This is a genomic window from Caballeronia sp. GAWG2-1 (assembly GCF_023631405.1).
Taxonomy (GTDB): domain Bacteria; phylum Pseudomonadota; class Gammaproteobacteria; order Burkholderiales; family Burkholderiaceae; genus Caballeronia.
In genome coordinates this window covers 106,077-131,519 of sequence record NZ_JALQDD010000042.1, presented here as the reverse complement: position 1 = coordinate 131,519, position 25,443 = coordinate 106,077, and the positions used below count along the sequence as shown (strand labels likewise).

Here is a 25,443-nt window from a genome sequence, read left to right as displayed (position 1 = left end):
AGCGATGCGTTGAGCTAACCGGTACTAATGACCCGTGAGGCTTAACCTTACAACGCCAGAGGCGTTTTTGAGAGACACAATTTTCAGCCTGTTACCGGATAAAAATTAGCGGAAACGAAAGATTTTGCGGCGTGACAAGGCGCAGAGCGAGGACGTCAGCGGGAGCATACTGAAGTATGTGACCGGTGTGGCTGAGCGATGGCAACGCGGTCATGGCGTAAAAGATTCGTTTCGTGTACCAAGATTTGCCTGGCGGCTTTAGCGCGGTGGTCCCACCTGACCCCATGCCGAACTCAGAAGTGAAACGCCGTAGCGCCGATGGTAGTGTGGGGTCTCCCCATGCGAGAGTAGGGAACTGCCAGGCATCAAATAAGTGAAGAAGCCCCGCACGAAAGTGCGGGGCTTTTTTACGTCTGCACTTTGCCACGTTAAGCTGAAAATATGATCTGCAGGCACGCGGTATGTCACCCTTAACTCCCCATTCTCCACTTCTGAATGACCAGCAACCCGCTGATTTTTCGATAATTAGCGACATGGCTCACAATAATAATCTCGGATTACGCCGCCTTTACCTTCAGTAGACTTAAATGCTTTACTCACTCCTTTAAACGCTGTTGATCAGCAAGGAACAGAGGTAAGGCATGGCACCCACAAATAATAAAACTCAGACGGATGATACAAAGAAACGTATCTGGGCTATCGTCGGCGCGTCATCGGGTAACCTGGTTGAGTGGTTCGACTTCTACGTTTACTCCTTCTTCTCACTCTATTTTGCCCACATTTTCTTTCCGCAGGGCGATACCACGACTCAGTTGTTACAGACGGCGGGCGTTTTTGCGGCAGGATTTTTAATGCGTCCGATTGGCGGCTGGCTGTTTGGCTATATCGGCGACAAACATGGCCGAAAAAATTCGATGCTGGTTTCAGTCTGCATGATGTGTTTTGGTTCGCTGGTGATCGCCTGCTTACCCGGTTATGAAACAATCGGTGTGGCTGCGCCCGTCATTCTGCTGCTGGCGCGTATGTTTCAGGGATTATCGGTGGGCGGAGAATATGGGACCAGCGCAACCTACATGAGTGAAGTGGCTCTGGAAGGACGCAAAGGATTCTACGCCTCATTCCAGTATGTCACGCTGATAGGTGGTCAGTTAGCGGCGGTACTCACCGTCGTGGTCCTGCAATTTCTGCTGACGGATGCAGAGCTGCGAAGCTGGGGCTGGCGTATTCCGTTCTTCCTCGGCGCACTCCTCGCCGTTGTCGCATTATGGTTACGACGCTCACTGGAAGAGACCTCAGATAAGACGAGCCGCGAACATCGCGATGCGGGTAGCGTAATCGGGTTACTGCGCAATCATACTCGTCCCTTCCTGATGGTGCTGGGTTTCACCGCAGGCGGCTCCCTGAGTTTTTACACCTTCACCACCTACATGCAGAAGTATCTGGTTAATACGTCAGGTATGGATCCTAAAACCGCCAGCGGCCTGATGACCGGTGCGCTGCTGGTCTTTATGCTGATTCAGCCGATTATTGGTGCTCTGTCAGATAAAATCGGTCGTCGCACTTCGATGATGATTTTTGGCGCGGGCGCGGCCATCTGTACGGTCCCCATTCTGACGCTGTTGCAAAACGTGCAAAGTCCCGGTGTGGCTTTCCTGTTGATCATGCTGGCGCTGCTGATTACCAGCTTCTACACCGCCATCAGTGGCATTCTTAAAGCAGAAATGTTTCCGCCACAGGTACGCGCACTGGGTGTAGGGCTATCTTACGCAGTAGCGAATGCGATCTTTGGTGGGTCGGCAGAGTATGTTGCGTTGCTGATGAAGCAGCAGGGGATTGAGACGACTTTCTTCTGGTATGTTTCAGCGATGGGCGCGGTGGCATTTCTGGTGTCGCTGTTGCTGCACAAGCGCGGTAAGGGGATTAAGCTTTAACAGAGAAGGCTACTGACTCAGATTCCACAGGGCAATGCCGCTGGCAGCACCGGCGGCATCCCAGGCGAAATCTTCCCAGCTCCAGCCGCTGCCATTCGGGCGGCTGTCATACCACTCTTTTCCCGCCCCAGGCGTTAATGAAAACAGTCTGGCTTTGCCGGTCAGAATGGTGCTGACGCTGCCCATATTCACTGCCTGCTGTGGCCAGGACTGCAGAGGCGACAAAATGCTCCGCTTTATCCCGTCCGGTCTACTGATCTTCCGCCATATGGGCGCATCCACTACACAACAGCCCAGCAAGCAGCACACTTCGCATAGCAGATGCCTTATTGACCGCAGTGATTAAAGAATCCGGCTGATCAGGCGATCGATACGTATCCGGCGCAGACGGCGAATCAGCTTGCGCACCTTGGCCGGGTAATCAGCAATACTCTCAAGCTCACGGAAATGCGTCACTACCGTCGTGTTCTGCCGGATTAACGTCAGCTCCTTCTCACGCTGAGCCGCTAACTCCTGATGAGGATCGTGGATCAGCACCGCATTTTCCAGATCGAGCCGCCAGGCACGTGGATTGAGGTTATTACCGGTAATCAGCTGCCATTCGTCATCAACCCACATTCCTTTAAGGTGATAACTGTTCTCGCCATCCTTCCACAGTCTCACGACCAGCTGATCGGTCGTAACGTAGTAGTGCAAACGGCTCATAAAGCGACGCAGATTGATTTCATACAGGTAAGGCAGCGCACCGATGATTTTGAACGGCTGATCGGGCGCAATATAGAAGTCATTGGCTGTTTTATCGCCGACGATGATCTCAACCTGTTTTCCCTGACGCAGAAGATGAATGATATTACGTACCAGCAAGGCGGGCATGTTGAAGTAGGGGGTACAGATGATCAGCTTCTGTTCCGCACAGGGCATCAGGTGGAAAATGGTTTTATTGAGCAGGCTATGCTTACCCAGACCGACCAGCGGCGTGACCGTCAGTTCATCGTTGCCGGCATTCCCTTCAAACTGATAATTGAAGCCGCGCAGGTCCTGACGGAACTGGCGTGTCTCATTTTTAATTTCAGGACTTGAGGGGCGCTCAGCAAAATCGAGTCGGTTTACCGCCTCTGCTGACTTCAGATTGAGCGTGATCCAGTCATACATCGTATCTGTCAGCTGGGAATTACGGATAACCTGATAACGGTCATAGCGATACTTATCATGCTGATGCAGGTAGACATCATTGATGCTGGCGCCGCTGTAGAGCAGCATGTCATCAATAATGAACCCTTTAAGGTGGAGCACGCCCAGCGCTTCACGGGTATTGACCGGGATACCATAAACCGGGATGGCGATATCCGGATAACGTGTCGCCATTTCGCAATACCAGTCGGCATTGGTTACGCCTCGCGCTGCGCCAATTCGCCCACGCTGCGCACGGTGCCAGTCAACCAGAATCGAAATATCCAGCTCCGGCCGCGCCTGCTTCGCACTATAAAGCGCATCCATGACGGCACGTCCGGCGTCATCATTTTCCAGATAGAGCGCAACAATACAGATGCGAGTCTGCGCTGCCGCAATCTTCTCCAGCAACGTCTGGCGAAATTCGGCAGGCGAGTAAAGTGTCGACACATCCGCAACGGATTGTGACAGTTTCGGCAGCTGTGCGAGGTGTTGTTGGTGTTTGTTACGTTTAAATTTAGACAACATCACAGTGCACTTCTTCTCTGTTCATTGCATGGCCTTTTGCCATCAAATCAGGGTTATAACCACAAATAATAACATCAACTTCGCCGATTCGAACGTTTTTTACCTTTCTCTACAAGGTTAGTTGATCTCATTCTGTAAAGACAATTTCAGGCTGACAATACCGTCATCCAGTTGAATATCAACATGAAAGTTGAGCTTTCGTGCCAGCGTAATCATGCCGCGGTTATGGGGCATGGTGATACCGTTCAATTGTTGCAAGCCGTGATGCCGGGTATAGCGGATCATCTTTTCCAGCAGACGACGGCCCATGCCTAAGCCTTTCAGGTCGGAACGGACCAGCACCGAAAACTCCGCATCAATGTTATCTGCATCAGAGATAGCGCGGGTGACGCCGATGATCTCGGATCGTCCATGATGCTGACGTACCGCCACAATCGCCATCTCGCGGTCATAATCGATCTGGGTCATGTTGGCGAGATCATCATGAGTAAACTCACTGATTTCACTGAAGTAGCGGTAGTAGAGATCCTCTTTGGTGACCTGACTGATGAAATCGCGCAGCAGGGGCTCATCCTCTGGCAGAATGGGCCGGAACAGGCAGAATTGCCCATCCTTTAACTCTACCTGCTCTTCCAGATGCTGAGGATAAGGACGTATTGCCAGCCGTGCTTCGTTATCGCCGTGGAACGGAGCCAGCGTCAGGGTGACATCCAGCAGGGTAAAATCATTGCCCGCCGCCAGCAGCGGATGAATATCCAGTCGCTGGATCTCCGGGCAATCCACCACCAGGTTAGAGACCTGCACCAGCAGCTGGCTTAAACCGGGGATATCCAGCGGATTCAGCGCGCTGCGGCTGCGGATTTTTCCGCTCTTGATCGCCTGAATCACCAGATAGCGTGCCAGCGTCATATTCAGCGGGGGAAGGGCAACGGCAGCCTGTTTATCGGCCTGCCATTCAACGCCGCCTTCCCCCAGCATAATGATCGGGCCAAACAGGGCATCCTGTTCGACCACGACCCGCAGCTCCTGTGCGCCTGCACGACTCGCCATGCTCTGAACCAGCAGCCCTTCGATACGAGCCTGCGGCAGCGTCTGTTTTACCCGATCAAAAATAGCCTCAGCGGCATGCTCCACTTCGCTGGCATTACGCAGGTAGAGCATCACGCCCTGCACCTCCGATTTATGCGCGATATCGGGTGAACGCAGTTTTAGCGCCACCGGATAGCCAATCTGATCGGCAATGGCCACTGCCGCCTTACTGTCGCTGGCGATCCAGGTCGGCAGCGTGGCCAGGCCGTAAGCCTGCAACACCGGCTGCACTTCGTGGGTATCCAGCGCAGTAACACCGCGCTCCAGCGCCTGTGACAGCAGCTGGTGTGCATGGGCGCTGTCCAGGTTCAGGGTGGCGGGCAGGGCAGGGGTTTCGCGCAGCTGCTTCTGGTTACGGCGGTACTCAACCTGATGCATAAAAGCGGTCACCGTTCCCTCTGGCGTGCGCCAGGTCGGTATCCCCGCCTGCGTAAAGGCACGGCGCGCGGCTTGTGAAGAGAACTCGCCGCTCCAGTTGGTCAGCAGCGTCACCAGCTTACCGCGTGGGTGACGGGCAATGGTGTCGATCAGATGTCCGGCCGTTTCAGTCGCGGGCGCGACCGCGCTTGGCGCATGAATAATCATCAACGCGTCAAGTTCATGGCTGTCGAGCAGGATCTCTGTGCAGGCGGCATAACGTTCCGCTGTGGCGTCATCTTTTAAATCCAGCGGGTTGCCGCGGCCTGCGCCAGCGGGCAACAGCGCCTCGAGCTGCTGAATCGTCTGCTCGCTGAGCTGCGCCAGTTTCCCGTTGCGGGCATAGAGCTCATCCAGCGCCAGCGCGGCGGGGGCGGCACCATTACTGATGATCATCAGCCTGTCGCCACGCAGCGGCCGCATATGACTCAGCGACTCAACGGCGGAGAAGAGCTCATGGGTATCCTGCACCCGCAGTAACCCGGCACGCTGAATGGCTGCATCCCAGGCGGCGTCCAGACCGCTGTGGGTGCCCAGCAGCGCCTGTGCTTCCCGGCTGCGACCACTCTTGATCACCAGAATCGGTTTATTACGGGAGGCGCTGCGTGAGGCAGAAACAAAACGACGCGCATCGCTGAGGTGCTCAAGATAGAGCAGGATAGCGCTGGTTTTACCGTCGCGAGCCAGGAAGTCGAGCAGATCATCGACATCGGTATCCAGACTGTCACCCAGCGCGATAAACCAGGAGAATCCGAGATTACGCTGCTGCGCCCAGTCGAGAATGGTGTTGGATACGGCGGCGGACTGGGAGATAAATGCGATACGGCCTTTCTCTATCGGCACTGGCGAGAAGCTGGCATTCAATCCCTGCCAGGGGGCCAGCAGGCCAAGACTGTTCGGTCCCAGCAGACGTATCTGCCACTGACTGGCGCAGGCTTTGAGTTCGGCCGACTGGCTGGCGGGCGCAGAGAGGATAATGCAGGCTTTGCAGCCTTTCTCCCCGAGCTGTTGCAGCAGTTCGAGGTTACGTTTTGAGTGGGTGCAGATCACCGCCAGGTCTGGCGCGAAAGGTAAGCTGTCGATGGTGGGCCAGGCCAGTACGCCGCTGACCGCTTTATATTTCGGCGTCACCGGCAACACCGGGCCGCTAAAACCGCCCGCCAGCAGGTTACGCATCATAAAGTATCCGGCGCGCCCTGGCGTGACCGAGGCACCAATCACCGCAATTGATTTAGGTCGTAACAGCGCTTCCAGTCCGCGTTGGCTCATCTCGCTCTCCAGAGTTCGGGATTTGCGTGATTGTAAACGCTTTTTGCTGGCAGTGCTTCCGGGCAGATCGCAGGCTGCGCATCCCGATTTTAATCTCTGTCACCGCAGGGACGCTCCCGCCAGGAGGTGACTGGGCGATTAAACCTGTCCGGCGTGGTGCGGTTTCCCTGCCAGGTAGGCTGCGCGGAACTGATCAAAATGGTGAGATAACGCCTCAGCCGCCAGCCGATCGCCCGCCTGCGCCAGCAGCGCCGCGGCCACTTCAGCAGTGCAGTGCTGACCTGCGCCGTGGGCTTCACGCAGCGTATAGCGCGACGGGGTGCTGACATCCAGCGACATCACCGGCAGGGCGTCGAGCCAGGGGCTTTTACGGAACATTTTGCGGGCTTCGGTCCAGGTGCCGTCCAGCATAATAAACAGCGGCGGCTTGCCACTGACGGGCGGCGTTGTCAGCACTTCGCGACCGGGGTCGGCATAGGCGGCCGGGAAAACCACCAGCGGCTGATAATCGGGATTGCGCACCGCCGCCAGCAGCAGCGGATCCGGCTCGGTGCGTGACCAGCCAAAAGCCTGAGTTTCCGGCAGAATATCGGCAATCAGCCGGCCGGTGTTGCTCGGCTTCATCGGCTCGGTATCAAACATCACCAGGCAGAAGCGGCTACGGGCGGACTGCGGCACGATCTGACTGCAGAGACAGTTGATCTCTGGCAGCAGGCAGCCCTGACAGCGGATGACCCGATTCCCGCGCGCGAGGAAAGGACGGGTAGATCGGGCCAGGCGTTGGGTGCGCAAGCGCAAAACAGCATTATCAGACATGAGTATTCAGGGCAGGAAAAAAGTCAGTGTAATCGAAGCGCAGGCGAAAAGGAAAAGGCCAGCCAGGCTGGCCTCTGAAGATTAAAGTGACTCATCCAGCCATTCATTGAAAGGCGCTTTGGGCATCGCGCCATTCAGCATGTCGACCCGCTCGCCGTTCTTAAACAGCATGATGGTCGGGATACTGCGAATGTTGAAACGGGCGCTCAGGGCCGGTTCCGCTTCGGTGTTCACTTTAATAAAGCGGACTTTACCGCTGCGTTCACTGGCGACATCTTTAAACACCGGCGCAAAATTGACACAGGGACCACACCAGGGCGCCCAGAAATCGATCACCACCGGCAGATCGTCCTGCAGATATTTGTCAAAGTTAGCGCTGGTGGCATTCACCACTTCGCCATCAAATAACGCATTTCCACAGCGACCACATTTCGCCACGTCGGCAAGGCGTTCTTCAGGAACGCGATTGGTTGCCTGACAGGAAGCGCATACCGTATTCATAGGAACCTCTGATGTTGAAAAGTGTCAGTCTGGTAAATATTGTTCATTATGAAAGGGGACGGATTCTCTCTCAATCTGGATTGCTCTATAGGTTCAATAGTTGATAGCTAAGCGCCAGCACATCAGGTAATCTGCGCGCTCTCAATGCAGGAGGAAGACATGAACGACGAATTTAAAGGCAAGAGCGGTAAGGTTAAGGTGATGTACGTGCGTGGCGAGGACGATAAAAGCGCGCGCGCGCCTAATCCTCGTACAGGCAAAGGTGGTCACGCTGCTGCCCGTTCGGATGATAATCGTCGTTCGTCAGGCCCCCGTACTGAACGCAGTCAGGAAGGTGGTCGCTCCGCTGGCCGTCGCAGCGATGACACCGGTCGCAGCAGTTCACCGCGTCGTGATGAAGGCGGACGTGGCGCTCCACGCCGTTCAGACGATAGCGCAGGCCGCCGCAACGAGCGTGGCGATGATAATCGCGGCGCCTATGGCAGCAGCGATTCCCCATGGCGCACCGTGTCTCGCGCGCCATCAGCAGATCGTCCGGCAACCGAAAGCGATAAGCCGGATCACGGCGGCATCAGCGGCAAGAGCTTCGTCGATCCCGAGCAGATCCGTCGTCAGCGTAACGAAGAGACGCGCGTCTATGGTGAGAACGCCTGTCAGGCGCTGTTCCAGAGCCGTCCTGAAGCGATTGTCCGCGCCTGGTTCGTGCAGGAAGTGACACCGCGTTTCCGCGAAGCGCTGCGCTGGCTGGCGGCTAACCGCAAAGCCTATCACGTCGTGGAAGATGCTGAGATTACCAAAGCGTCAGGCACTGAGCATCACGGTGGCGTCTGCTTCCTGATCAAAAAGCGCATGGGTATGGCGGTTTCTGAATGGCTGAGCCAGGCGAATACCAAAGATTGCGTACTGGCACTGGAAGATGTCAGCAACCCGCATAACCTCGGCGCGATTATGCGCAGCTGCGCGCACTTTGGCGTAAAAGGTTTGCTGGTGAACGACGCCTCACTGCTGGAGTCCGGCGCAGCGGTACGTACTGCAGAAGGCGGTGCTGAGCATGTGCAGGCCATCAGCGGCGCAACCTTCAGTGAAGGTCTGGAAGCGTTCCGTAAAGCGGGTTACACCATCGTCACCACCTCCAGCCATCAGGGCACGCCGCTGGCGCAGGCTCAGCTGCCGGAGAAAATGGTGCTGGTGTTAGGGCAGGAGCGTGAAGGTCTTTCTGATACCGCGTTCAAACAGGGTGACATGAGCCTGTCGATTGGCGGCACCGGCAACGTAGAAAGCCTTAACGTCTCGGTCGCAACCGGCGTACTGCTCGCCGAATGGTGGCGTCAGAACGCATAAAAAAACGGGCCGAAAGGCCCGTTTTGCTGTGTAACGTTAGTGCGCACCACCACCACCGCCGCCTGCGCTAAACGGCGGGCGGGCAAACCAGATCAGCACCAGCAGAATCAAAAAGACCCCCGCCGACGCCCAGAAAATTTCATTCGCTGAAATAATCAGTCCCTGGTTAGTAATCTGCTGCGCGATCCAGGCAGACGCCTGCTGCTGCGTCATCCCCATGCTCTCCAGCTGGCTATACATCTGCTGCGAATTGACGTTGTAAGGAGTAATCGACTCCGTCAGGTAGCTATGATGCATCGACTCGCGGTTACTCCACATGGTGGTGGTAATCGACGTTCCCACCGAGCCTGCAAAGGTACGCATAAAGTTCGACAGGCTGGAGGCAGCGGCCATGCGCTCCGGCGGCAATCCCGACAGCGTAATGGTGGTCAGCGGCATAAAGAAGCAGGCCACGGCAAAGCCCTGAATAAACTGCGGCCAGGCTGAGGCACCAAAGTCCATTCCCGGTTCAAACGTATACGCGCGCCAGTAGAAGCAGACGGCATACATAATGAAGCTGAACGTGACCAGCCGTCGCATGTCGAGCTTATGGGCAAAGCGTCCGATGATCGGCGACAGGATCACCGGCAAAATGCCCACTGGCGCAGACGCCAGACCGGCCCAGGTTGCGGTGTAGCCGTAGACCTCCTGCAGCAGCTGCGGCAACAGAACAATCGAGCCGAAGTAGAGCATATAAGCCAGACTGATCGACAGGCAGCCAATGGTGAAGTTGCGCGACTTAAACAGCGACAGGTCTATGATCGGGTGATCGTCAGTCAGCTCCCACACCAGCAGGACTGACAGCGCAATCACGGCCACTACCCCGAGCACGATGATCTCGGACGAGTTAAACCAGTCGAGCTCCTTTCCGCGATCCAGCATCACCTGCAAACAGCCGATCCCCACCACCAGCAGCACCAGCCCGACCATATCGATCCGCCGGATTTCGGTTTTGGTTTCCCGGCCGCGCAGGGTTTGCAGCGTCAGTATCACCACCGCCACACCAATGGGCACATTGATAAAGAAGATCCAGCCCCAGTGATAGTTATCGCTGATCCAGCCGCCCAGTATCGGGCCACAGATCGGGGCGACGATTACCGTCATCGCCCACAGCGACAGCGCAACACTGCGCTTGGCGGGCGGATAGTTGTTGAGCAGCAGACTTTGCGACAGCGGGATCAAGGGACCCGCGACGATCCCCTGAATGACGCGGAAGAAGATCAGCATCTCCAGGCTGTCTGACATGCCGCACGCCCAGGAGGCGATAGCAAACAGAATGGTCGACCAGGTAAAGAGCTTCACTTCACCGATGCGTTTTGCCAGCCAGCCGGTCAGCGGGATCGAGATCGCATTGGCCACACCAAACGAGGTGATCACCCAGGTTCCCTGGGAGTTCGACGCCCCCAGATTACCGGCAATCGTAGGGATAGCCACGTTGGCGATGGTCGAGTCCAGAACCTGCATGAACGTCGCCAGCGATAGCGCAATGGTCATCAGGACCAGCGGCATTCCTTCAAGCGGTTTTTGTGCCATTACAGCCTCCGCGTCATCATCCGGCGTTGGCGCGGACGATATCGGTGATCAGCTGATTGACCGGCGCAAGGTCAATCGCCAGTGCGTTGCTGCTGTAAGCGGCTTGCTGACGGGCGCTGGTGGCCAGCGCGCTGCCCTCTTTGCTGGTGGTATCGATTTTAACCAGCGTTGAGAGGCCAATACGCAGCGGATGTCTGGCGATATCTTCCTGATTCAGTTCGATACGAACCGGCAGGCGCTGAACCACTTTGATCCAGTTACCGGTGGCATTCTGTGCCGGCAACAGTGAGAAGGCGCTGCCGGTGCCCATATCCAGTCCTGCAACTTTGCCCTGATAAACCACTTCGTCACCGTAGATGTCGGCAACCACGGTGACAGGCTGACCAATACGAACGCCAGCCAGCTGGGTCTCTTTAAAGTTGGCATCGACCCACAGATTCGTAGCAGGCACGACGGCGAGCAGCGGGGTGCTGGTGGAGATTTGCGAACCGACCTGTACGCTGCGACGGGAGACAAAACCATCCATCGGACTACGGATTTCGGTGCGCTGCAGCGCCAGCCAGGCGTCACGCAGCTCAGCAGCGCTCTGTTGCACGGCAGGCTGATTTTCCAGTGAGGTGTTGAGGATCATCGCCTGATTCGCATTGTATTGCTGAATCGCCACGTCCAGTTGTGCTTTGGCCGTCGCGACGGCATCGCGGGCGTGCTGCAACTCTTCACGGCCAATCAGATTAGCCGCACCTAACGGCTCACGGCGTTTCAGGTCGGCCTGTGCCTGCGCCAGAGCGGTCTGTTGCAATGTAATGCTGGCCTGATACTGTTTGCCATTAATCATCAGCTGATGCGTCTGACGCACGCTGGTGGCGAGTGCCGTCTGCGCTTTTTCAAACGCCTGCTCCGCATCCGTCTTATCCAGTGAAACCAGCACATCGCCTTTTTTGACGAAATCGGTATCTTCAAACCAGACTTTATTCACGCTACCGGAGACCTGTGCCATCACCTGCACCTGGTTACCCGCAACGTAGGCGTCATCCGTTTCCTGAAAATGGCGCAGGACCAGGAACCAGTAAACTCCCCAGGCAATACCAATCAGCACAAAGATCAGCGCCAGCACGATGAGCACACTTTTGCGCTTCTTCTTTTTGTTGGCTGACGGTTGCGGGCTTTGTGCTTCTGCCGTTGCACTCATGTCTTTCTCCACGTTTTCCATTTAGTCGGGCGGCAGAAATCCCTTTTCGCCAGCGCCCGAGTCGAAAAAGCCAGCGACTGAGCGCTGGCCAGATAAAAAAGGAAATTAAAATAACGATTCCGACAGGTGATTGTGTCGCACTTATTGCTATTAGCGGGAAAGCGAGGCGATCAGCTGATCTTCATCCATTTTATCAAGACGATTAAGTAGCTTACGGGTGATGCCTTCCAGCTGTGACTTCTCATCGACGGAGAGCGACGACCAGAGGTATTGCAGGCTCTGATGCTGAGGTGGCAGCAGCTGACGCAGGAACTCCATCCCTTTATCGGTCAGATGCAGGTGCAGGCAGCGACGGTCGTGATCGCTTTCGCGACGCTCAATCCAGCCGCGCTTTTCCAGCTCATCAGCAATGCGCGTGGCATTGGTGCGTGAAGAGCCAAGGGCAGAGCTGAGCTCAGAGGGCTGAATACTATGGTTTTCCTGTGCATCCAGCGTAATCAACGCCATGAACAGGGTTTCATTAATACCCTGTGCTTTCAGCATCTTATTGCGGTTGTCCAGCAGTTTACCCTGCATATGCATACAGAGACGCGTCAGAATAATTTCCTGTAACGGAAAATCCTTATGGCGATTGGCACGGATGTTTAGCATCTGCTCAATGGGAGTAAACGAACTTTCCATTAAAAAAAACCTCACTAATTGCAACTTGTATAATAACTATGGTGACAGGATAAGCGTAGTCACTTTTTGGCAGGTGATCGCTGACAGAATCACTATTCACCATCAAAGGTATTCCAGGCCATTCCCTGGCCCTGGGTCAAAAACCCGTACGTCCGGCGGCAGCCGCTGTGCCGGAACGTGATCAAAAAGGGGGCAAATTTAATAATATCGCGGGGAAAAATAACTGAAGTGAATAGGTTTGCTACTAACCATAACAAACCTAACCATTTGTGACCAGACGCAATGCGCTGTCCGGCCAGGCTTCAGTTGATTTTTTCCGGCTCAAAGCGCGATCCGGCTGCCCAAATCAGCAGATTAACCACAGTCAGCAGCGCGCCAGCGCCACAGACGCCATACCAGCCCCAAAGATGGTAAGCGGTCGCGGAGAGCAGTGAGCCGGCCGCGCCACCCATAAAGTAGCTGGTCATGTAACCGGCATTAAGACGGTTCCGCGCCTCCGGCATCTGCGCGTAGATCACGCTTTGATTGGTGATATGGACGGCCTGTACCGCCAGATCCAGCAGCAGGATGCCGACGATCAGCGGCGCAAGCTGCTTCGCGCCCCACGCAATGGCGGCCCACGACAGCAGCATAAGCAGCAGGCCCAGTCGGGTGGTCAGCTTCGCTTTACCCTTGTCAGCCAGCGCGCCCGCCTGACGTGCGGCCAGCGCACCCGCGGCACCGACCAGCCCCAGCAAGCCAATCTCGCCCTCTGAGAAATGATAAGGCGCCCCGGCGAGCAGAAAGGCCATTGAGGTCCACAGCAGGCTGAAATTGGCAAAGGAGAGGCAGCCGGTCCAGGCGCGGGTGCGGAGCACCCGATTACCGGCATACAGGCGAAAGATGGAGGCCAGCAGTTGCGGATAGCTCATGGGCACAGACTGTTTCACGCGCGGCAGCGATCGCCACAGCGCCAGGGCCATCACCACCATCAGCAGGCTGGCAGTCCAGTAAACGGTACGCCAGCCGCCAAGCTGCGCCAGGCCGCCTGCCACGGTGCGCGCCAGCAGAATCCCCAGCAGCAAACCGCTCATTACCGTCCCCACTATTTTGCCGCGCCGCTCCGGCTCTGCCAGCGTGGCGGCCAGCGGCACCAGGATTTGTGCAGCGACCGAGAACAGGCCGGTCATCACCGTGCCCAGCAGTAAAAAGAGAAAGGAGTGCGAAAGGGCGATAATCACCATGCCCGCAGCAGCCAGCAGGATCATCGTAACAATCAGGCTGCGTCGTTCAAACCGATCGCCAAGCGGCACCAGCAGCAGCAGACCGCAGGCGTAGCCCAGCTGCGCCGTGGTGACAATAAATCCGGCGAGGCTGACAGAGAGATCAAACTGTTGGGCGATGGTATTCAGTAGTGGCTGAACGTAGTAATTACTGGCTACGCAGAGGCCAGTTGCTACTGACATCAGCATTACTAAAGCAGGCGTCAGACCCTGGCGAGTCGCATTCATAAACAGCATCGGTCGCTAATAATCATTTGAGGTTAATAGTAACTCAAAAAACTATTTCACACGCATGTTTATTAACAGGCCATACCAGTCGGGATAGCAGCCATAAAAAAGGGCAGAAAAATTTCCGCCCTCAGATAACTGCCCGACTAAAAGCGTATGCTCACTGAGCCAGCACTTTTATCAACCGCCCTGGGGCGGAAATGTTTTCAGGTTATTGCGCGGCGGCCTGCGCCTCGCTGATCCATTTATCGAACTCAGCCTGATGCGCCTTAATCCAGCCGTCCACATGACGGTTAATCGCCTCTTCTGAGTTTTGTCCGGCATGCATTGCTGAGTTTTCAGCATTGATATCGGTAATGGGCAGCTTCATGACCGCAAACAGACGGGCAGCCGCCGGGTTTTTCGCCGCCCAGGCTTTGTTGGCGACGATGTGCATGGTGTTAACCGGGAAACCGTAGTTCGCACCGTTTGGCAGCTTAGTATCCACATCCTTCTGTTCGCCAGGCAGCGAAGAGAACGGCACCTGCAGCCAGACCACATCGCGGCCCGGCTTCAGCACATCGCTCAGCCAGTAGGGCGTCCAGGTGTAATAAAGGATCGGTTTACCCTGTTTGTAGCGTGCCAGCGTATCCGCCACCATCGCCGAATAGTTACCCATATTGGCGGTCACGGTATCACTGAGACCGAAGGCGCTGTTCTGATGATTAATCACCGCTTCACAGCCCCAGCCTGGCGTACAGCCGGTCATATCCGCTTTGCCATCGCCGTTGGCGTCAAACAGGCTGGCGATCTTAGGATCTTTCAGCTGTTCGATATTGGTGATGTGATATTTCTCGGCGGTCTTCTTATCAATCAGATAACCCTGGGCGGCACCGGTAACGTAGGTGCCCTGACGATAGAGCTTCTGATCGCCACCGGCGGCTTTGTACATGTCGTCATGCAGCGGCTGCCAGTTCACCGCGGTAAAGGTGGCGTCGCCGGCGGCGATAGAGGTGTAGCCAACGTTGTAATCCACTTCACTCGGCTTGCTGACCTGATAGCCGAGTTTTTCCAGCGCGCGGCTGACAATCAGGGTCTGAAAAGTCTCTTCAGCGATAGTGCTCTGTATGGGTTGTACCGTAATACCTTTGCCCGGCAGATCGGCAGCGGAGACGTGTGAAACGGCCAGCGTGGTTACCACGGCGGCGAGCAGAGAGGCTCTGTTGCGCATAGTCATTCCTTATTTCAGATGTCGCGTCAGGATGGGCGGCGCGCAGGCACCGCCCGACAGATTATTTTTTACGCGAAGGAGAGAAGATCAGGCCCAGCGGGCCGGTGTGATACCAGTGACGATTACCGCGGCTGCGGCTATCGCGACCAAACGATTGGGTCAGACGGTCAAGGATAATGGCAAGGATCACAATCCCCACGCCACCCACCGTAGCCAGCCCCATATCGAGACGGCCAATACCGCGCAGGACCATCTGACCGAGTCCGCCCACGGCGATCATCGAGGCGATCACCACCATCGACAGCGCCAGCATCAGCGTCTGATTGACGCCCGCCATAATGGTGGGCATCGCCAGCGGCAACTGCACTTTGAATAGCAGCTGACGCGGACTGGCACCAAAGGATTCGCTCGCTTCGATCAGATCGGCGGGCACCTGCTTAATGCCGAGAATAGTCAGACGCACAATCGGTGGCAGGGCGAAGATAATCGTGACCACCACGCCTGGCACGTTGCCGATACCAAACAGCATCACAATCGGCACCAGATAGACAAAGGCGGGTGTCGTCTGCATCGCATCCAGCAAGGGGCGTACGATACGCGCTGCCCGTTCACTGCGGGCCAGCCAGATCCCCAGCGGCAGGCCGATGAGAATGCAGAACATCAGCGCGGTAAGCACCAGCGCCAGCGTGACCATCGCCTGCGACCAGGCGCCAATTGCGCCAATCACGATCAGCGATACCAGCGTGGCGATGCCCATGGCGGGCGTCGCGATCTGCCAGGCGATTAGCGCAAACACAAGAATCGCTACCGGCGCGGGCATTCCCAGTAACAGCTGCTGAAAGGCGCTGAGAATATAGTCAACCGGTACCCGGATACCCTGAAACAGCGGGCGGAAATGGTTGACCACCCAGTCGATGCCGGTAGTCACCCAGTGATCAAGCGGGATCCAGGTTTTGTGGAACGGATCCATGATATTGAAATGTTCCGGCGCGGGCGCAGGGGCGCTGTTGAGCCAGTCACTGCTGCTGGCTGCATCGGGTGTCGCGCTGCCATCGGGCGTGCCCCAGGCATCGGCACCGCTGCTGCTGGTGGGCGCAGCCTGACTGCTGGCGGCGGTGCCGCTATCCCACGGATTGGTGGTTTCCTGACTCATGGCTGGGCTCCTTCACGATCTAACGCGCGCAATAGCGTGCTTTTGGAAATGATACCGACATACTGATTCTCCTCGCCGACCACTGGCACCGCACAGGGCGCCTGAGCGACGTGCGAGAGCAGATCGCTCAGTGAGGTATCGGCGGGCACCGCGGCTGGCGAGTCGAGAAGGGCGCTATCGAGTCCCAGACCTGCTGCCAGCGCGGCTTTCAGCGAGTCGGTGGAGACCACGCCAAGAAACTTCTGTTTCTCCAGCACGTAGCCGTAGTCACGGTCTTCATCCTGCAGCAGCTTAATGGCGGAGCGCGGGCCGAAACCTGGCGCTTTGCGGATCAACGCTCCCGCGCTACGACGGGCGATATCTTTGGCGCTGAATACGTGACTGATATCGACGCCACGGAAGAAGGTGCGGACATAGTCATTGGCTGGGTTATTCAGGATCTCATCCGGCGTACCAACCTGTATCACTTCGCCGCCCTGCATAATGGCAATACGGTCGCCAATACGCATCGCTTCATCAAGATCGTGGGAAATAAAGACGATGGTGCGCTGATGCCTGGCTTGTAAATTAACCAGTTCATCCTGCATTTCAGTACGAATCAACGGATCCAGTGCGGAGAAGGCCTCATCCATTAATAAGATGTCGGGATTGATGGCCAGTGCGCGGGCTAATCCGACGCGCTGCCGCATCCCTCCGGAAAGTTCATCCGGGTAAGCGTGCGCATAATTCTCCAGCCCGACCTGACGTAACGCTTCCAGTGCTTTTTCCTGGCGTTCAGCCAGTGCGACTCCCGCTAATTCCATACCAAATGCCGTATTATTTAATACATTCATGTGCGGCATCAAAGCAAATGACTGGAATACCATGCTGATTTTATTTCTGCGCACGTCACGCAGTTCGCTGGCTGATATTTTGGCAATATCGACACCGTCAATAATCACCTGGCCGCGCGTCGGCTCTATCAGACGATTGAGAAGGCGAACCATGGTCGATTTTCCTGAACCGGATAACCCCATGATGACGAATATCTCGCCTTCTTCAATGGCCAGACTGGCGTTCTTTACGCCAAGGGAGAGCCCGGTCTTCTCAAGAATGACATCTTTGGTCGCACCCTTTTCAATATATTTAAACGCGCGATCCGGATTGTCGCCAAATATTTTATAGAGATTTTTTACTTCGAGCTTAATAGCCATGCAGTCATTAAATCCTGGTTGAAATATCTAATATTATCCTGTCGTTCCCGCTGAAATTTAAGCAGGCCATACCGTAGCACACTGACGTTATCTGACAACCCTGAAGTGGGATATTGACCGGCCGCGGGACATTCAGATGCCGATTATCTTCAGTGCTCACAAGGGATAAGCGTGGATTAATTTTTTGTGAAATCATTGGCGGGTTTTTGGCATTTCAGCCGATTTGCCGAGTGAAAGGGAGAAAAACAAGTGTCACCGACGTGAAATATTACGGAAATAATGGATTCCGATGCAGGGAAATAATCACGCCTGAAACGATCGGGTTCAGTGGAATAATTGGTCGAAAAAAAAGGAAATGCGGGGAGGGGCAGAATCAACAAACGGTGAAATAGTCAGGTTGTGTTGCAGTAATATTTTTTTCTTATGATTAGACGGAATGGCGCGGCTGACACGGCACTGCCAGTGAAAACCGGATGCTGACAAAACAGCACCCGGTAACCCTCAGAAATTCCAGTCCTCGTCTTCGGTTTCGACCGCTTTTCCCATCACATAGGAGGAGCCTGAACCGGAGAAGAAGTCGTGGTTTTCGTCGGCGTTGGGCGACAGAGCCGACAGAATGGCCGGATTCACCGCTGTCAGCTCCGCCGGGAACAGCGCCTCATAGCCCAGATTCATCAACGCTTTGTTGGCGTTGTAGTGCAGGAAGGTTTTCACCTCCTCTACCCAGCCGACATCGGCATAGAGCGCCTCGGTATAAGCCACTTCGTTTTCATACAGCGCCAGCAGCAGATCATAGGCGAACTGCTGCAGCTCTTCGCGGCGCAGATCGTCAGCGGCAGCCAGCGCCTGCTGATATTTGTAACCGATGTAGTAACCGTGCACCGCCTCATCGCGAATAATCAGGCGAATCAGGTCAGCGGTGTTGGTCAGCTTGCCACGGCTCGACCAGTACATCGGCAGCCAGAAGCCGGAATAGAACAAAAACGACTCCAGGAAGACGCTGGCGATCTTCTTCTTCAGCGGATCATCGGCCTGGTAGTGTTCCAGGATGATGCGCGCCTTGTTCTGCAGCGGCGCATTCTCTTCGCTCCACTGATAAGCGGCATCCACATCCTGGGTGTTACACAGGGTTGAGAAGATCGAACTGTAGGAGCGGGCATGCACCGCTTCCATAAAGCTGATATTCGACAGCACCGCCTCTTCGTGCGGGGTAATGGCATCTTCCATCAGCCCCGGCGCGCCGATCACGTTCTGGATAGTGTCGAGCAGCGTCAGGCCGGTGAACACCCGGATGGTCAGCTGCTGCTGCTGTTTATCCAGCGTCTGCCAGCCGGGCAGATCGTTGGAGAGCGGCACTTTCTCCGGCAGCCAGAAGTTGCTGGTGAGACGATTCCACACTTCAAGATCTTTGTCATCCTGAATGCGGTTCCAGTTAATTGCCTGAATCTGTTTTAGTTTCATCGTTTTCATCACAGGGAGCATGAGACGCAACCCTGAACCTCCGTGCCCTGAAGCGCCATCTGGCGCAGTCGAATGTAATAGAGCGTTTTGATGCCTTTTTTCCACGCGTAAATCTGCGCTTTGTTGATGTCACGGGTCGAGACGTCATCGCGGAAGAACAGCGTCAGCGACAGGCCCTGATCGACATGCTGAGTCGCTTCTGCGTAGGTATCAATAATCGCTTCCGGCCCAATCTGATACGCATCCTGATAGAGATGGAGATTCTCATTGGTCATAAACGGCGCGGGATAGTAGACGCGGCCGGTTTTGCCCTCTTTGCGGATCTCGATGGGGGAGACAATCGGATGGATGCTGGAGGTGGCATGGTTGATGTAGGAGATTGAACCGGTTGGCGGGATCGCCTGCAGGTTCTGATTAAACAGTCCGTGCTGCATCACCGCGTCGCGCAGTGCCTGCCAGTCCGCCTGTGTCGGCAGCGTCAGTCCGGCGTCGGCAAACAGCGTAGCTACCCGTTCCGTGCGCGGCAGCCATTCGCGCTGCAGATACTTATCGAAGTAGGCGCCGCTGGCGTACTGCGATTCCGCAAAGCCATCGAAGGTCTGCTGACGCTCCTGTGCCAGCTGATTAGAGGTGCGCAGCGCATAATAGGTGATGCAGTAGAAGTAGAGATTGGTGAAATCCAGCGCTTCCGGTGAACCATAGGCGATGCCTTCCCGCGCCAGATAGCCGTGCAGGTTCATCTGACCCAGGCCAATGGCGTGCGAACGGCGATTGCCTTCGGCGACCGAGGGCACCGAGCCAATTTCGCTCATCATCGACACCGAGGTCAGGGCGCGGATCGCCACATCCACGGTACGCGCCAGATCGCGTGAATCCATGGCGTGCGCAATGTTCAGTGAGCCGAGATTACAGGAGATATCTTTGCCGATCCGGTGATAGCTGAGATCGTCATTGTACTCGCTGGCGCTGTTCACCTGCAGGATCTCAGAGCAGAGGTTGCTCATGTTAATGCGACCGGCAATCGGGTTACTGCGGTTCACGCTGTCCTCATACATGATGTAGGGATAGCCCGACTCAAACTGAATCTCAGCAAGCGTCTGGAAGAAGTCGCGTGGCTGAATATAGGTTTTACGAATGCGGTCGTCGGCCAGCATCTCGTCATATTTCTCGCTGATGCTGATATCGCCAAAGGCCTGACCGTAGATCCGTTCAACGTCGTAAGGTGAGAACAGCGCCATCGGTTTGTTCTCTTTTGCCAGCTGGAAGGTGATATCGGGGATCACTACGCCCAGCGACAGGGTTTTGATGCGGATCTTCTCATCGGCGTTTTCGCGCTTGGTATCAAGGAAGCGGAAAATATCGGGATGGTGCGCATTGAGCCACACCGCGCCAGCGCCCTGACGCGCGCCGAGCTGATTCGCATAAGAGAAGGCATCCTCCAGCATTTTCATCACCGGGATAACGCCCGACGACTGATTTTCAATACGTTTGATTGGCGCACCGGACTCACGCAGGTTCGACAGCAAAAAGGCGACGCCGCCGCCGCGCTTTGAGAGCTGCAGTGCCGAATTCACGGCGCGACCAATCGACTCCATATTGTCTTCGATGCGCAGCAGGAAGCAGGAGACCAGCTCACCGCGTTGCTGTTTGCCGCAGTTCAGGAAGGTTGGTGTAGCGGGCTGGAAACGGCCGCTGAGGATCTCCTCCAGCAGGGCCCGCGCAAGCTTTTCATCGCCCTGAGCCAGCGTCAGCGCCACCATGCAGGCGCGCTGTTCGAAGGTTTCCAGATAGCGTTTGCCGTCGAAGGTCTTCAGGGTGTAGCTGGTGTAGTACTTCCAGGCACCGAGAAAGGTTTTGAACTCAAATCCCCAATTTTCCGCCACCTCATGCAGCGCAAGCAGGAACGAAAAATCGTACTGGTTCAGCACTTCCGCTTCGTAATAGCTCTCTGCCACCAGATAGCGTAAACGCTCAGCGCAGCTATTGAAGGGGACGGTATTGGGCTGCACATGCTGCAGATAAAACTGACGTGTCGCTTCGCGATCCTTGTCGAACTGGATGCGGCCCTCGGCGTCGTAGAGATTAAGCATGGCATTAAGGGCGTGATAATCGAGCGTCACGCCGTTGAGGGTGTCTGTTGTTGCCAAAATTGGGTTACTCCCGCTTTAACTTTCGCGATATCGTCAGGCGTTCCCATCAGCTCGAAGCGGTAGAGGCAGGGAACCTGACATTTTTTTGCAATGATGCTGCCCGCCAGGCAGTAACCGGCACCGAAGTTACGGTTGCCCGCTGCGATCACGCCACGAATACCGCGTCGGTTCGCCTCATCATTAAGAAACTGAATCACCTGACCGGGCACCGCACCGCGACTGCTGCCACCGCCATAGCTGGGCACGACCAGAATATAGGGCTGGTCGATATGCAGTTGTTGCCGGGCATCAAGCGGGATGCGCCGGGCGGGCAGGCCGAGGCGCGTCACAAACCGGTGGGTGTTTTCCGACTGGCTGGAAAAATAGACCAGCGGGAACATGTGTTTACCCCCCGACAGCAGAAAGCGTGCGCAGAGTGGCGATTTTATCCGGGCGGAAACCGCTCCAGTGATCGTTATCTGCCATCACAACCGGTACCTGGCGGTAACCCAGTGATTTCAGGTTGTCGATCGCCTCGGGCTGGCTGTCGAGATTGATAAGCTGATAGGCGAGACCCTGACGGTCCATCGCATTTTTGGTTGCCGTGCACTGGACACAGTTATCTTTAGTGTAAATAATAATGCGCATGATTCGTATTTCCCTCTGTATGCGGTTCTGATGTCAGGAAACAGAGCTGGAGGAGCAGGTTGCGGGCCTCATTCTGCCGGACATCTGGTGTCGTGCTGATGAGATAAATACTAGATGTAGTGGTTTTGTGGGTCAAGCCCACCAGATATAGGGTTTTATGATTTGCATTTGCGCAACAGCGGCAAAGCCAGCAGGGATGCGCCCTGCAGCCTGGAAAAATCTTTTGTAAATGTCATCGGCCAGAAAAAGGGCATAAAAAAGCCCCGCACAGGGCAGGGCTCAGGAGATTTTTTAGAGTTGAGCTTAGCGGCGTGAAGCCAGCAGCACACCCACTACGATACCGAAAGCGGCACCGATACCAACACCGTGCCATGGCTTGTCATGGACATAAGTGTCAACCTGCGCACTGGCATCACGCGCAACCTGTGAAACACGGTTGCTGCCGCCGTTCAGTCTGGAGCGGGTCTGTTTCAGCAGCTTTTCTGCCTGACTGCGTGCAGAATCGACTTCGTCTTTGGCGTCACTGCCGTAAGATTTCAGCAGCGCTTCCAGTGAATCGGCCAGTTCGTTAACATCCTGATTAATATCAATGTCATCGTTTTTTACAGTGCGATTAAACATTTTTTAGCTCCCTTTGATTTAAAAACGTAATACTAGTGTAGACGACCTTGAGATAAACGAGACGCGGGAGTGTTCTTTAGGGAAAATTCCGAATGCCCACTCTGTCATGCTGTTGTAAGGTTGCGAAGCTTTTGAAAGAGGAGAGGATCGAGCATGTATTTACGACCAGATGAGGTAGCGCGCGTACTGGAAAAAGCGGGTTTCGAAGTCGATGAAATTACCCCACGGGCCTATGGTTATCGCCGTGGAGAGAACTATGTTTATGTGAATCGCGAAGCGCGCATGGGGCGCATGGCACTCGTCATTCACCCGACACTGAAAGAGAAGAGCCAGCCGTTCGCTGAACCTGCTTCAGAAATGAAGACCTGCGATCACTACACCCAATTCCCTCTCTACCTGGCGGGTGATTCACAGGAACACTACGGCATCCCGCACGGATTTAGTTCCCGCATGGCGCTGGAACGTTATATTCAAAGCGTTTTCGGCTAACGCATCAGGCCCCGCCGCGACGGGGCACTGAACCGCCTTTAACTCCTCCCTGTTTCCCTGCCGTTGCAATTACCGGCTGTGACGCGTATAAAACTGTTCCTTATAGATGTTTAGACGTCCATACGGATAAAAGTGATGAGCGAACAGCCAACTCCCTCGCAGGAACAATTCAAACGCACCATGAAAGTGCGCCATCTGGTGATGTTATCGCTGGGCGGTGTAATCGGCACCGGCCTGTTTTTTAATACCGGCTATATCATTTCCACCACCGGGGCGGCGGGTACGCTGCTCGCCTATCTGATTGGCGCGCTGGTGGTCTGGCTGGTGATGGTCTGTCTGGGCGAACTCTCGGTGGCGATGCCGGAAACCGGCGCGTTCCACGTCTATGCCGCACGCTATCTCAGCCCGGCAACCGGCTACACCGTGGCCTGGCTCTACTGGCTGACCTGGACCGTGGCGCTCGGCTCCAGCCTGACGGCGGCGGGCTTCTGTATGCAGTACTGGTTTCCGCAGATCCCGGTGTGGATCTGGTGCCTGGTCTTCTGCTGTGCCATCTATCTGCTGAACGTCATCTCAACCCGCTTCTTCGCCGAAGGGGAGTTCTGGTTCTCGCTGATTAAGGTGGTGACGATCGTCGCCTTTATCGTGCTAGGGGGCGCGGCGATGTTCGGCTTTATCCCGATGAAGGATGGCACGCCCGCACCGGGCCTGAGCAACCTGACGGCGCACGGCTGGCTGCCTAACGGCGTACTGCCGATTCTGATGACCATGGTGGCAGTCAACTTCGCCTTTTCCGGCACCGAGCTGATCGGTATTGCGGCCGGTGAAACCCAGCAGCCGGAGAAAGTGCTGCCGCTGGCGATCCGTACTACCGTGGCCCGGCTGATTATCTTCTTCATCGGCACGGTATTTGTGCTGGCGGCGCTGATTCCTATGGATCAGGCGGGTATCGTGAAAAGCCCGTTCGTGCTGGTCTTCGAAAAGATCGGCATCCCGTGGGCGGCTGATATTATTAACTTTGTGATCCTGACCGCTATCCTGTCTGCGGCCAACTCCGGACTCTATGCCTCCGGGCGGATGCTCTGGTCGCTGGCCAATGAAAATACGCTGCCGCGCGCCTTTGCCCGGGTGAATAAACGCGGCGTGCCGATGCTGGCGATCACCGTCAGCATGGTGGGTGGTTTGCTGGCGCTGGTCTCCAGCGTGGTGGCGCCCGACACGGTGTTTGTGGCGCTGTCGGCCATCTCCGGCTTTGCTGTGGTGGCGGTCTGGCTCAGCATCTGCGCTTCGCATTTTGTTTTCCGTCGTCGTCATCTTCAGCAGGGCAAATCGCTGACCGATCTGGCCTACCGTGCGCCGCTCTATCCGCTGACGCCGGTACTGGGTTTCCTGCTCTGCCTGCTGGCCTGCGTCGGTCTGGCATTCGATCCGACTCAGCGTATCGCGCTGTGGTGTGGCATCCCGTTTGTGCTGTTCTGCTATGCCGCTTACCATCTGACCCACAAATCATCCCCGAAGCCTGAGGAGGCCAATGATGTCGCATAACCCTGTCGCGCAGGCTTTAACGGAGTCGCCACTGCTGATTCTGGATGGTGCCCTGGCCACCGAGCTGGAAGCCCGCGGCTGTCATCTGGCCGATGCGTTATGGTCAGCTAAGGTGCTGATGGAAAATCCTGAGCTGATCTATCAGGTGCACTACGACTATTTTGTCGCCGGCGCGCGCTGTGCCATTACCGCCAGCTATCAGGCGACGCCGCAGGGCTTTGCCACACGTGGCCTTGATGAGGGGGAGTCACTGGCGTTGATCGCGCAGAGCGTCGAACTGGCGCGACGCGCCCGTCACGATTATCTGGCGGTACGGCCCGACGCAAAAACGCTGCTGGTAGCGGGATCGGTCGGTCCCTATGGCGCCTTCCTGGCGGATGGTTCGGAATATCGCGGCGACTATGCGTTGCCGGAAGCGGAGATGATGGCGTTTCACCGCCCACGCGTGCAGGCGCTGCTGGCGGCGGGTGCCGATCTGCTGGCCTGCGAAACCCTGCCTTCGTTTGCCGAAGCGCAGGCGCTGGTGAAGCTGCTGGCTGAATTTCCTGAAGGCCGCGCCTGGTTCTCGTTTACCCTGCGTGACGCCGGACACATCAGCGACGGCACGCCGCTCTCAGACGTCGTGAGCTGGCTGAATCAGCAGCCACAGGTGGTAGCGGTGGGAATCAACTGCGTGGCACTTGAGAGCGTGACGCCTGCGCTGCAGCAGTTGCAGAAGCTGACCGACAAGCCGCTGGTGGTCTATCCCAACTCCGGCGAGCAGTATGATGCTGGCAGCAAAACCTGGCACTCAGCGCCATCAGGCTGCACGCTGCATGACAAACTGGCAGAGTGGCAGCAGGCGGGCGCGAAGCTGATTGGCGGCTGCTGTCGCACCTCACCCAACGACATCGCGGCTATCGCCCGCGCTTGTCAACCGCAATAAGCTGGCTGAATCGGGCGATGATAGCCCGATTGAGGCGGAGAGGGCGGTCTACACTCTGATCACTGATCACTCTGT

General features: G+C 56.0%; 22 protein-coding genes and 1 rRNA gene. 6 read left to right on the top strand and 17 right to left on the bottom strand.

Translation table 11 applies throughout. The features are described from left to right. The first annotated feature begins 248 nt into the window (after positions 1–248). Together rrf and NCR98_RS29870 are read left to right on the top strand one after the other, a co-directional pair. Positions 249–364: ribosomal RNA gene (gene rrf / locus NCR98_RS29875) — 5S ribosomal RNA — on the top strand. A gap of 277 nt (positions 365–641) precedes the next feature. Further along, on the top strand, positions 642–1,931 hold the full coding sequence (locus NCR98_RS29870) for an MFS family transporter (protein ID WP_031594658.1): 1,290 nt from the start codon (positions 642–644) through the stop codon (positions 1,929–1,931). Positions 1,932–1,940: 9 nt separating this feature from the next. Here NCR98_RS29870 and NCR98_RS29865 read toward each other — a convergent pair whose 3' ends face one another. The 5 genes from NCR98_RS29865 to trxC all read right to left on the bottom strand — a co-directional run bounded on the left by NCR98_RS29865 (position 1,941) and on the right by trxC (position 7,721). Further along, positions 1,941–2,117: a YfiM family lipoprotein gene (locus tag NCR98_RS29865; RefSeq protein WP_250489378.1), complete on the bottom strand. Its 177-nt coding sequence runs from the start codon at positions 2,115–2,117 to the stop codon at positions 1,941–1,943. Positions 2,118–2,273: 156 nt separating this feature from the next. Then, the gene (pssA, locus tag NCR98_RS29860; RefSeq protein WP_029519515.1) at positions 2,274–3,629 is read right to left on the bottom strand and encodes a CDP-diacylglycerol--serine O-phosphatidyltransferase; all 1,356 of its coding nucleotides are present in this window, start codon (positions 3,627–3,629) and stop codon (positions 2,274–2,276) included. Positions 3,630–3,746: 117 nt separating this feature from the next. Continuing rightward, on the bottom strand, positions 3,747–6,404 hold the full coding sequence (locus NCR98_RS29850; protein ID WP_010672150.1) for a bifunctional acetate--CoA ligase family protein/GNAT family N-acetyltransferase: 2,658 nt from the start codon (positions 6,402–6,404) through the stop codon (positions 3,747–3,749). 138 nt (positions 6,405–6,542) lie between these two features. After that, positions 6,543–7,220, bottom strand: coding sequence for a tRNA-uridine aminocarboxypropyltransferase (locus NCR98_RS29845; protein ID WP_250489377.1), 678 nt, complete (start codon positions 7,218–7,220; stop codon positions 6,543–6,545). Between the two features lie 81 nt (positions 7,221–7,301). Then, a complete protein-coding gene (gene trxC / locus NCR98_RS29840; protein WP_010257800.1) occupies positions 7,302–7,721 on the bottom strand; it encodes a thioredoxin TrxC in 420 nt (139 codons plus the stop codon). Between the two features lie 159 nt (positions 7,722–7,880). Here trxC and NCR98_RS29835 point away from each other — a divergent pair, with 159 nt between their 5' ends. Further along, positions 7,881–9,062, top strand: coding sequence for a tRNA/rRNA methyltransferase (locus tag NCR98_RS29835; protein ID WP_250489375.1), 1,182 nt, complete (start codon positions 7,881–7,883; stop codon positions 9,060–9,062). A 36-nt stretch (positions 9,063–9,098) separates the two neighbouring features. Here the strand turns inward: NCR98_RS29835 and emrB are convergent, their stop codons facing one another. The 12 genes from emrB to NCR98_RS29775 all read right to left on the bottom strand — a co-directional run bounded on the left by emrB (position 9,099) and on the right by NCR98_RS29775 (position 22,409). Next, on the bottom strand, positions 9,099–10,634 hold the full coding sequence (gene emrB, locus NCR98_RS29830) for a multidrug efflux MFS transporter permease subunit EmrB (RefSeq protein ID WP_010257793.1): 1,536 nt from the start codon (positions 10,632–10,634) through the stop codon (positions 9,099–9,101). A 16-nt stretch (positions 10,635–10,650) separates the two neighbouring features. Continuing rightward, positions 10,651–11,823: a multidrug efflux MFS transporter periplasmic adaptor subunit EmrA gene (gene emrA, locus NCR98_RS29825; RefSeq protein ID WP_010257791.1), complete on the bottom strand. Its 1,173-nt coding sequence runs from the start codon at positions 11,821–11,823 to the stop codon at positions 10,651–10,653. 150 nt (positions 11,824–11,973) lie between these two features. After that, complete coding sequence (gene mprA / locus NCR98_RS29820; RefSeq protein WP_003850381.1) at positions 11,974–12,504, bottom strand: transcriptional repressor MprA; 531 nt, start codon at positions 12,502–12,504, stop codon at positions 11,974–11,976. Between the two features lie 302 nt (positions 12,505–12,806). Then, positions 12,807–13,994 (bottom strand): MFS transporter, encoded by a 1,188-nt coding sequence (locus tag NCR98_RS29815; RefSeq protein ID WP_250489373.1) that lies wholly within the window; start codon positions 13,992–13,994, stop codon positions 12,807–12,809. Positions 13,995–14,205: 211 nt separating this feature from the next. Then, positions 14,206–15,204, bottom strand: a complete 999-nt coding sequence (proX, locus tag NCR98_RS29810) for a glycine betaine/L-proline ABC transporter substrate-binding protein ProX (RefSeq protein ID WP_010257785.1) — start codon at positions 15,202–15,204, stop codon at positions 14,206–14,208. Between the two features lie 61 nt (positions 15,205–15,265). Further along, positions 15,266–16,357, bottom strand: a complete 1,092-nt coding sequence (proW, locus tag NCR98_RS29805; protein WP_033758677.1) for a glycine betaine/L-proline ABC transporter permease ProW — start codon at positions 16,355–16,357, stop codon at positions 15,266–15,268. After that, complete coding sequence (gene proV, locus NCR98_RS29800) at positions 16,354–17,550, bottom strand: glycine betaine/L-proline ABC transporter ATP-binding protein ProV (RefSeq protein ID WP_010672155.1); 1,197 nt, start codon at positions 17,548–17,550, stop codon at positions 16,354–16,356. The genes proW and proV overlap by 4 nt, the downstream gene beginning before the upstream one ends. 501 nt (positions 17,551–18,051) lie before the next feature. Further along, the gene (gene nrdF / locus NCR98_RS29795; RefSeq protein ID WP_284503992.1) at positions 18,052–19,020 is read right to left on the bottom strand and encodes a class 1b ribonucleoside-diphosphate reductase subunit beta; all 969 of its coding nucleotides are present in this window, start codon (positions 19,018–19,020) and stop codon (positions 18,052–18,054) included. Further along, entirely contained in the window at positions 19,020–21,158 is a 2,139-nt protein-coding gene (gene nrdE, locus NCR98_RS29790; protein ID WP_250489372.1) for a class 1b ribonucleoside-diphosphate reductase subunit alpha, read from the bottom strand. The genes nrdF and nrdE overlap by 1 nt, the downstream gene beginning before the upstream one ends. Further along, positions 21,128–21,541, bottom strand: coding sequence for a class Ib ribonucleoside-diphosphate reductase assembly flavoprotein NrdI (gene nrdI / locus NCR98_RS29785; protein WP_033778606.1), 414 nt, complete (start codon positions 21,539–21,541; stop codon positions 21,128–21,130). Before nrdI ends, nrdE begins: the two co-directional genes overlap by 31 nt. Positions 21,542–21,545: 4 nt before the next feature. Further along, a complete protein-coding gene (gene nrdH, locus NCR98_RS29780) occupies positions 21,546–21,788 on the bottom strand; it encodes a glutaredoxin-like protein NrdH (RefSeq protein ID WP_010257769.1) in 243 nt (80 codons plus the stop codon). 303 nt (positions 21,789–22,091) lie between these two features. Continuing rightward, positions 22,092–22,409 (bottom strand): DUF883 family protein, encoded by a 318-nt coding sequence (locus tag NCR98_RS29775; RefSeq protein ID WP_010257764.1) that lies wholly within the window; start codon positions 22,407–22,409, stop codon positions 22,092–22,094. Between the two features lie 153 nt (positions 22,410–22,562). Between NCR98_RS29775 and NCR98_RS29770 the strand changes: the two genes are divergently transcribed. From NCR98_RS29770 to mmuM, 3 genes are all read left to right on the top strand, one after another. Continuing rightward, positions 22,563–22,898: a DUF2002 family protein gene (locus NCR98_RS29770; protein ID WP_003850360.1), complete on the top strand. Its 336-nt coding sequence runs from the start codon at positions 22,563–22,565 to the stop codon at positions 22,896–22,898. Between the two features lie 135 nt (positions 22,899–23,033). After that, entirely contained in the window at positions 23,034–24,443 is a 1,410-nt protein-coding gene (gene mmuP, locus NCR98_RS29765; protein ID WP_031594055.1) for an S-methylmethionine permease, read from the top strand. After that, on the top strand, positions 24,430–25,368 hold the full coding sequence (gene mmuM / locus NCR98_RS29760) for a homocysteine S-methyltransferase (RefSeq protein ID WP_250489371.1): 939 nt from the start codon (positions 24,430–24,432) through the stop codon (positions 25,366–25,368). Before mmuP ends, mmuM begins: the two co-directional genes overlap by 14 nt. Positions 25,369–25,443: the final 75 nt, after the last annotated feature.

Bases quoted from the DNA above. Each gene is read 5' to 3' on its own strand.
- NCR98_RS29770 (WP_003850360.1), top strand. From the start codon at position 22,563: ATGTATTTACGACCAGATGAGGTAGCGCGCGTACTGGAAAAAGCGGGT.
- nrdI (WP_033778606.1), bottom strand. From the start codon at position 21,541: ATGTTCCCGCTGGTCTATTTTTCCAGCCAGTCGGAAAACACCCACCGG.
- proW (WP_033758677.1), bottom strand. From the start codon at position 16,357: ATGAGTCAGGAAACCACCAATCCGTGGGATAGCGGCACCGCCGCCAGC.
- emrA (WP_010257791.1), bottom strand. From the start codon at position 11,823: ATGAGTGCAACGGCAGAAGCACAAAGCCCGCAACCGTCAGCCAACAAA.
- NCR98_RS29870 (WP_031594658.1), top strand. From the start codon at position 642: ATGGCACCCACAAATAATAAAACTCAGACGGATGATACAAAGAAACGT.
- NCR98_RS29775 (WP_010257764.1), bottom strand. From the start codon at position 22,409: ATGTTTAATCGCACTGTAAAAAACGATGACATTGATATTAATCAGGAT.
- NCR98_RS29835 (WP_250489375.1), top strand. From the start codon at position 7,881: ATGAACGACGAATTTAAAGGCAAGAGCGGTAAGGTTAAGGTGATGTAC.
- trxC (WP_010257800.1), bottom strand. From the start codon at position 7,721: ATGAATACGGTATGCGCTTCCTGTCAGGCAACCAATCGCGTTCCTGAA.
- proX (WP_010257785.1), bottom strand. From the start codon at position 15,204: ATGCGCAACAGAGCCTCTCTGCTCGCCGCCGTGGTAACCACGCTGGCC.
- mmuP (WP_031594055.1), top strand. From the start codon at position 23,034: ATGAGCGAACAGCCAACTCCCTCGCAGGAACAATTCAAACGCACCATG.
- emrB (WP_010257793.1), bottom strand. From the start codon at position 10,634: ATGGCACAAAAACCGCTTGAAGGAATGCCGCTGGTCCTGATGACCATT.
- NCR98_RS29815 (WP_250489373.1), bottom strand. From the start codon at position 13,994: ATGAATGCGACTCGCCAGGGTCTGACGCCTGCTTTAGTAATGCTGATG.
- NCR98_RS29845 (WP_250489377.1), bottom strand. From the start codon at position 7,220: ATGTCTGATAATGCTGTTTTGCGCTTGCGCACCCAACGCCTGGCCCGA.
- nrdH (WP_010257769.1), bottom strand. From the start codon at position 21,788: ATGCGCATTATTATTTACACTAAAGATAACTGTGTCCAGTGCACGGCA.
- NCR98_RS29850 (WP_010672150.1), bottom strand. From the start codon at position 6,404: ATGAGCCAACGCGGACTGGAAGCGCTGTTACGACCTAAATCAATTGCG.
- NCR98_RS29865 (WP_250489378.1), bottom strand. From the start codon at position 2,117: ATGGGCAGCGTCAGCACCATTCTGACCGGCAAAGCCAGACTGTTTTCA.
- pssA (WP_029519515.1), bottom strand. From the start codon at position 3,629: ATGTTGTCTAAATTTAAACGTAACAAACACCAACAACACCTCGCACAG.
- proV (WP_010672155.1), bottom strand. From the start codon at position 17,550: ATGGCTATTAAGCTCGAAGTAAAAAATCTCTATAAAATATTTGGCGAC.
- nrdF (WP_284503992.1), bottom strand. From the start codon at position 19,020: ATGAAAACGATGAAACTAAAACAGATTCAGGCAATTAACTGGAACCGC.
- mmuM (WP_250489371.1), top strand. From the start codon at position 24,430: ATGATGTCGCATAACCCTGTCGCGCAGGCTTTAACGGAGTCGCCACTG.
- mprA (WP_003850381.1), bottom strand. From the start codon at position 12,504: ATGGAAAGTTCGTTTACTCCCATTGAGCAGATGCTAAACATCCGTGCC.